Below are 4,903 nucleotides of genomic sequence, written 5' to 3' on the forward strand. Positions count from 1 at the left end.
ACATTGAGGAGTTCTCACCATGAAGATTTCATCCGGATTTCGTTCCATCGCGGTTGCCGCCATCGCCACCGCGAGCATCGGCTTTGCCAGCGCCGCGCATGCCGACAGCGGCACGATCCGCTTCGCCGTCTACAAGGCGGCCTTCTTCGTCGGTGGCTCCGGCGGCAAGGGCACCTTCACCTTCCATGGCAAGAGCTACCCGATCTCGATCGGCGCCGTGTCCGGAGGCCTGGCTTTCGGCGTGTCCAAGACATATTTCCGCGGCACGGTTCGCCATATCCGCCGCGCCCGCGACGTGACCGGGGTCTACGGAGCAGCCGGCGGCGGCGGCACGATCGGCAAGGGAGCCCAGGTGATCATCATGACCAATGACAAGGGCGCCCAACTCGAACTCACGGGCAAGCAAGTCGGCCTGCAGGTCAACGCCGACCTCAGCGGCATGGCCATCTCGTTCGAGTAAGGCCGTCATTCCAGCCGGACCATATTCAAAGGGCGGTGCCGGCTTCGAGCCGACGCCGCCCTTATCATTTACCTAGCTCCTGAGCCCCGGCGCTTCCTGGCCGGTGCGCTCGACATATTCAGTATAGCCGCCGCCATAGGTGTGGATGCCTTCGGGCGTCAGTTCCAGCACGCGATTGGAAAGCGCTGCCAGAAAATGCCGGTCGTGCGAGACGAACAGCATGGTGCCCTCGTACTGCGACAGTGCGGTGATCAGCATCTCCTTGGTGGCGATGTCGAGATGGTTGGTCGGCTCGTCCAGCACCAAAAGGTTGGGCGGGTCGAACAGCATCAGCGCCATCACCAGCCGCGCCTTCTCGCCGCCTGACAGCACGCGGCATTTCTTCTCGATCTCGTCGCCGGAAAAACCGAAGCAGCCGGCAAGTGCCCTGAGCGGCGCCTGGCCGGCCTGCGGAAACGCGTCCTCCAGTGTCTGAAACACCGTGCGCTCGCCTTCCAGCACCTCCATGGCGTGCTGGGCGAAATAACCCATCTTGACACTTGGGCCGCGCGCGACCGTGCCGGTGTCGGGCTCGGAAGCGCCGGCGACCAGCTTCAGAAGCGTCGATTTGCCGGCGCCGTTGACGCCCATGATGCACCAGCGCTCGCGGCGGCGCACCTGGAAGTCGAGCCCCTCATAGATGGAGCGGCTGCCATAGCCCTTGTGGACGTTCTTCAGCGTCACGACATCTTCGCCGCAGCGCGGCGCCGGCAGGAAATCGAAGGAAACCGTCTGGCGGCGCTTCGGCGGCTCGACGCGGTCGATCTTGTCCAGCTTCTTCACCCGGCTCTGCACCTGCGCGGCATGCGAGGCGCGCGCCTTGAAGCGCTCGATGAAGGCGATCTCCTTGGCCAGCATTGCCTGCTGGCGCTCGAACTGTGCCTGCTGCTGCTTGTCGGCGATCGCCCGCTGCTGCTGGTAGAATTCGTAGTTTCCGGAATAGGCGGTCAGCGAACCGGCGTCGATCTCGACCACCTTGTTGACGATGCGGTTCATGAACTCGCGATCGTGCGAGGTCATCAGCAGCGCGCCGTCATAGTTTTTCAGGAAGGATTCCAGCCAGATCAGGCTCTCCAGGTCGAGATGGTTCGATGGCTCATCGAGCAGCATGGCGTCGGGCCGCATCAGCAGGATGCGGGCCAGCGCCACGCGCATCTTCCAGCCGCCGGACAGCTTTCCGACATCGCCGTCCATCATCTCCTGCGAAAAGCCGAGACCGTCCAGCACTTCCCGCGCACGGCCATCCAGCGCATAACCGTCGAGTTCCTCGAAGCGGTGCTGCGCCTCGCCATATTTTTCGATGATTTCGTCCATCTGGTCGGCCTGGTCGGGATCGGCCATGGCCGCCTCGAGGGCTGCCATTTCGGCCGCGACTTCGGACACCGGCCCGGCGCCGTTCATCACTTCGGCGACAGCGCTGTGGCCTTCCATGTCGCCGACATCCTGGCTGAAATAGCCGATGGTGACGCCGCGATCGACCTGCACCTGGCCTTCGTCGGGCTGCTCCTGCCCGGTGATCATGCGAAACAGCGTCGTCTTGCCGGCGCCGTTCGGCCCGACGAGGCCGACCTTCTCGCCCTTCTGCAGGGAGGCCGACGCTTCGATGAAGACAAGCTGACGGCCGTTCTGCTTGCTGATGCTTTCAAGTCTGATCATGCGGTGTCCGGGCTATATGCTTGCGTGAAAGGATTTGCCCGGCGCCTTACGCGAAGGATGGCCGCAAAGGAAGAGGCGCAAGCGCCGCATACAGCGGAACGCCCTTGCCTTCCCCCCTTGTGGGGGAAGGTGGATCGGCGCGTCAGCGCCTAGACGGATGAGGGGTGTTCCAGCGAATGAGACGTTGGTGTTCCCTGGAACACCCCTCATCCGACTCGCTTCGCGAGGCCACCTTCTCCCACAGGGGGAGAAGGGACAACCCCACCCAGACACACTCCAGAAACAAGATTCAACATCCGGGAAAAACTCGCGAAAACATCGCCTGTCATAACCACCCTCGCGGCGGTCAAGCAGGCTGCTGCACAACGCGAAGAAATGGTCCCGAAACATGCAACGACGCTCGACCGGATGGATGGGTGCCCTGACAGGCATTTCGCTCGCCATGCTGGCGGTCGCAGAGTCGGGGGCGGAAGCAGCGGTCACCCGGAGCGAATATTGCAGCCAGCTCGGCCTTCAACTCGACGGAGCCATCCAGACGAAAGCCGTCCCAGGCACGAGCGCAAGCCAGATCGCCGAGGCAACGGCACTCCAGGACAAGGCGAACCGGTTTTGTGCCGAGCGAAAGCAGGCCCAAGGCATCAGGACCTACGCCAACGCCTTGAAACTCCTTGGCGTGACACCGGTCGACCTGAACCAATAGTATCTGCCTTTGAACCATCAAGCACGCCAAGGCTGCTTGATCGCCCCTCCTTCCTGACTTCCTCCCGGGAAAAGGCCGCCGCTCGCAAAAGCGAGGGCGGCTTTTTTCTTGGCTACGCAATGCCGGAGGAAATGCGCGACAGACACCTGTCAAATCCGCATAAAAACAGATGCTTATAACAATTCGGCGATTCAGATACTGAAGCACTTCATGCGACGCTGAGTGCCGATCACAATCTGCCCAGGGATCGGGTGGCGGGCCGCATGCGCAACGCATGCCCCTCGCCGCAGAAAGAGCCTGAGCGGCTTACTTCCTGCCTTGCGGATGGATCGTCTCGCCGCGCTTCAGCATTGCTACAAACGTCTCGATCTTCTTCTTGCGCCCGGCCTCGGTCTTCATGTTGTGGGTGCGGAAGGCGAGTGCGAAGCGGTTTTGCGCACTGAGTTTTTCAAGCATCGCCTTCGCGGCGGGTTCGGCGTCTATGGCTGCTTGCAAATCATCGGGGATCTTCATCTGCTTGCCGCTGCCATAGGCGCGCGCCCAGCGCCCGTCCGCCTTGGCCGCCTCGACCTGTTTGAGCCCATGCTCGGTCATGCGGCCCTCCTCGACCAGCCGCGCGACATTGTCGATGTTGATCAGGCTCCAGATGCTCTTCCGGCTGCGCGGCGTGTAGCGCTGCAGGAAACTCTTGTCGTCCAGCCCCTTGCGCACCGCGTCGATCCAGCCGAAGCACAGCACCACGTCGATGGCTTCCTTCGGCGTGATCGACTTCAGTCCCGACCCCACCTTGTGAACCTTGATCCACACTTCGGTTTCCGTGGCGTGGTGCTTGCCGAGCCAGGCGTAGAAGCTGCCCGCATCCGGAAACTCGTGCACCTTGTCGGGATCGACCTTGACCGGCGCCATTAGCCGGCCTGTTTGTTCAGTGCCGCTCGCGCCACCATAGTTCCTGCTCCCACTGTCGTATTGCCTCCCGCGTTGTGCCCATCGTCATCGCCCGGCATGTGGCACAGATCGCTGTCAGTTTTCGTCAGTTGCGTCACCACAAGCTAAGGAAAGCATCCCGCGCGACTTCGTCGGGGAGAAGAGAGGGCGCGCGATATTCCACCGCCATGCTATAGAACCGCAAGGTGTCAGTCTGGGGGAATATGCCACCATGAAATCTCTGCTGCTCGCTTTTCTATCTTTGCTGTTGCCGAGCCTCGCCCTTGCGGAGCCGATCGAAACCCGGAAAATCGTCACGGCTGTGACTGGCGACTTCGACGGCGATGGCGCCGTCGATCTTGCCATGGTGGTCGAGACCGAGCCCGGCCAGCCGATGGACGTCCACTTCTTCCTCAGGGACAAGGAGCACAATTACCTCAAGCCTGTCGAGATCGTGCACGAGCAGGTCCACGGGGAATGGAACGGCTACGACCGGCCGGGCTACGAGAACTCCGACACCGAGCCGGAACTGACGATGCTGCCCAACGGTTCGATCAAATTCTACCTGCCAGCGATGCCGGTCGGCAGCGAACGGACCGACATGACGCTGACCATCGCCTGGCGCAACGGTGCCTTCATCGTCGCCGGCTTCGCCTATAACCATGATGACTATTTGAAGGAGAATGCCGAAAGCGCCTGCGAGTACAATGTGCTGACCGGCAAAGGCACCAGCAGCGAAAAGCAGCCGGACGGCAGCACCAAGCACAAGACCGTCTCGGTCGAAGGCCAGGCCATCGCTTTCAAGGACTGGAACCCGGGCGCTGCCTTCGCCGCTTGCGGCAACTGATCGCCCTGCATCATCGGCGTTTCCGATAGCGCTATCGGTTTCTTCCGTTTTCACTTGCCGTACCGAACTGCCAATTCCCTGCCCTTCTCCATCCAAGCAAAGGCAGTGCGAATGAGCATTTCAAATCAGAAAATCCTGATCGTCGGTGGCGGCTCCGGCATGGGTCTGGCGCTGGCCCGGCGCTGCGTTGAGGCTGGGGCCAGTGTGATCATCGCGGGGCGCGGCGAGAACCGGCTGCGACAGGCGCGTGAGGCGCTGGGCAATCCCGACGAGGCCC

At 62.0% G+C, this 4,903-nt stretch carries 6 protein-coding genes; 4 read left to right on the plus strand and 2 right to left on the minus strand.

What is annotated here, in order from left to right; translation table 11 throughout:
• Positions 1 to 19 precede the first annotated feature (19 nt).
• The gene (locus tag EN964_RS24285) at positions 20 to 460 is read left to right on the plus strand and encodes a hypothetical protein (protein ID WP_127267000.1); all 441 of its coding nucleotides are present in this window, start codon (positions 20 to 22) and stop codon (positions 458 to 460) included.
• A gap of 72 nt (positions 461 to 532) precedes the next feature.
• On the opposite strand, the gene EN964_RS24290 is transcribed toward EN964_RS24285, so the two are convergent.
• Positions 533 to 2,155 carry an ABC-F family ATP-binding cassette domain-containing protein gene (locus EN964_RS24290; protein WP_127267001.1) on the minus strand — a complete coding sequence of 541 codons (1,623 nt, stop codon included), beginning with the start codon at positions 2,153 to 2,155 and terminating at the stop codon, positions 533 to 535.
• Between the two features lie 388 nt (positions 2,156 to 2,543).
• Here EN964_RS24290 and EN964_RS24295 point away from each other — a divergent pair, with 388 nt between their 5' ends.
• Entirely contained in the window at positions 2,544 to 2,855 is a 312-nt protein-coding gene (locus EN964_RS24295) for a hypothetical protein (RefSeq protein ID WP_164749050.1), read from the plus strand.
• Between the two features lie 306 nt (positions 2,856 to 3,161).
• Here the strand turns inward: EN964_RS24295 and EN964_RS24300 are convergent, their stop codons facing one another.
• Positions 3,162 to 3,761 carry a YdeI family protein gene (locus EN964_RS24300; protein WP_127267003.1) on the minus strand — a complete coding sequence of 200 codons (600 nt, stop codon included), beginning with the start codon at positions 3,759 to 3,761 and terminating at the stop codon, positions 3,162 to 3,164.
• Positions 3,762 to 4,011: 250 nt separating this feature from the next.
• On the opposite strand from EN964_RS24300, the gene EN964_RS24305 reads away from it, so the two are divergent.
• The gene (locus EN964_RS24305; RefSeq protein ID WP_127267004.1) at positions 4,012 to 4,626 is read left to right on the plus strand and encodes a hypothetical protein; all 615 of its coding nucleotides are present in this window, start codon (positions 4,012 to 4,014) and stop codon (positions 4,624 to 4,626) included.
• Positions 4,627 to 4,737: 111 nt separating this feature from the next.
• Positions 4,738 to 4,903: SDR family NAD(P)-dependent oxidoreductase (locus tag EN964_RS24310; protein WP_127276815.1), on the plus strand; the 166-nt coding region annotated here is incomplete at its 3' end.

Source organism: Mesorhizobium sp. M7A.F.Ca.CA.001.10.2.1 (assembly GCF_003998575.1).
Classification (GTDB): Bacteria; Pseudomonadota; Alphaproteobacteria; order Rhizobiales; family Rhizobiaceae; genus Mesorhizobium.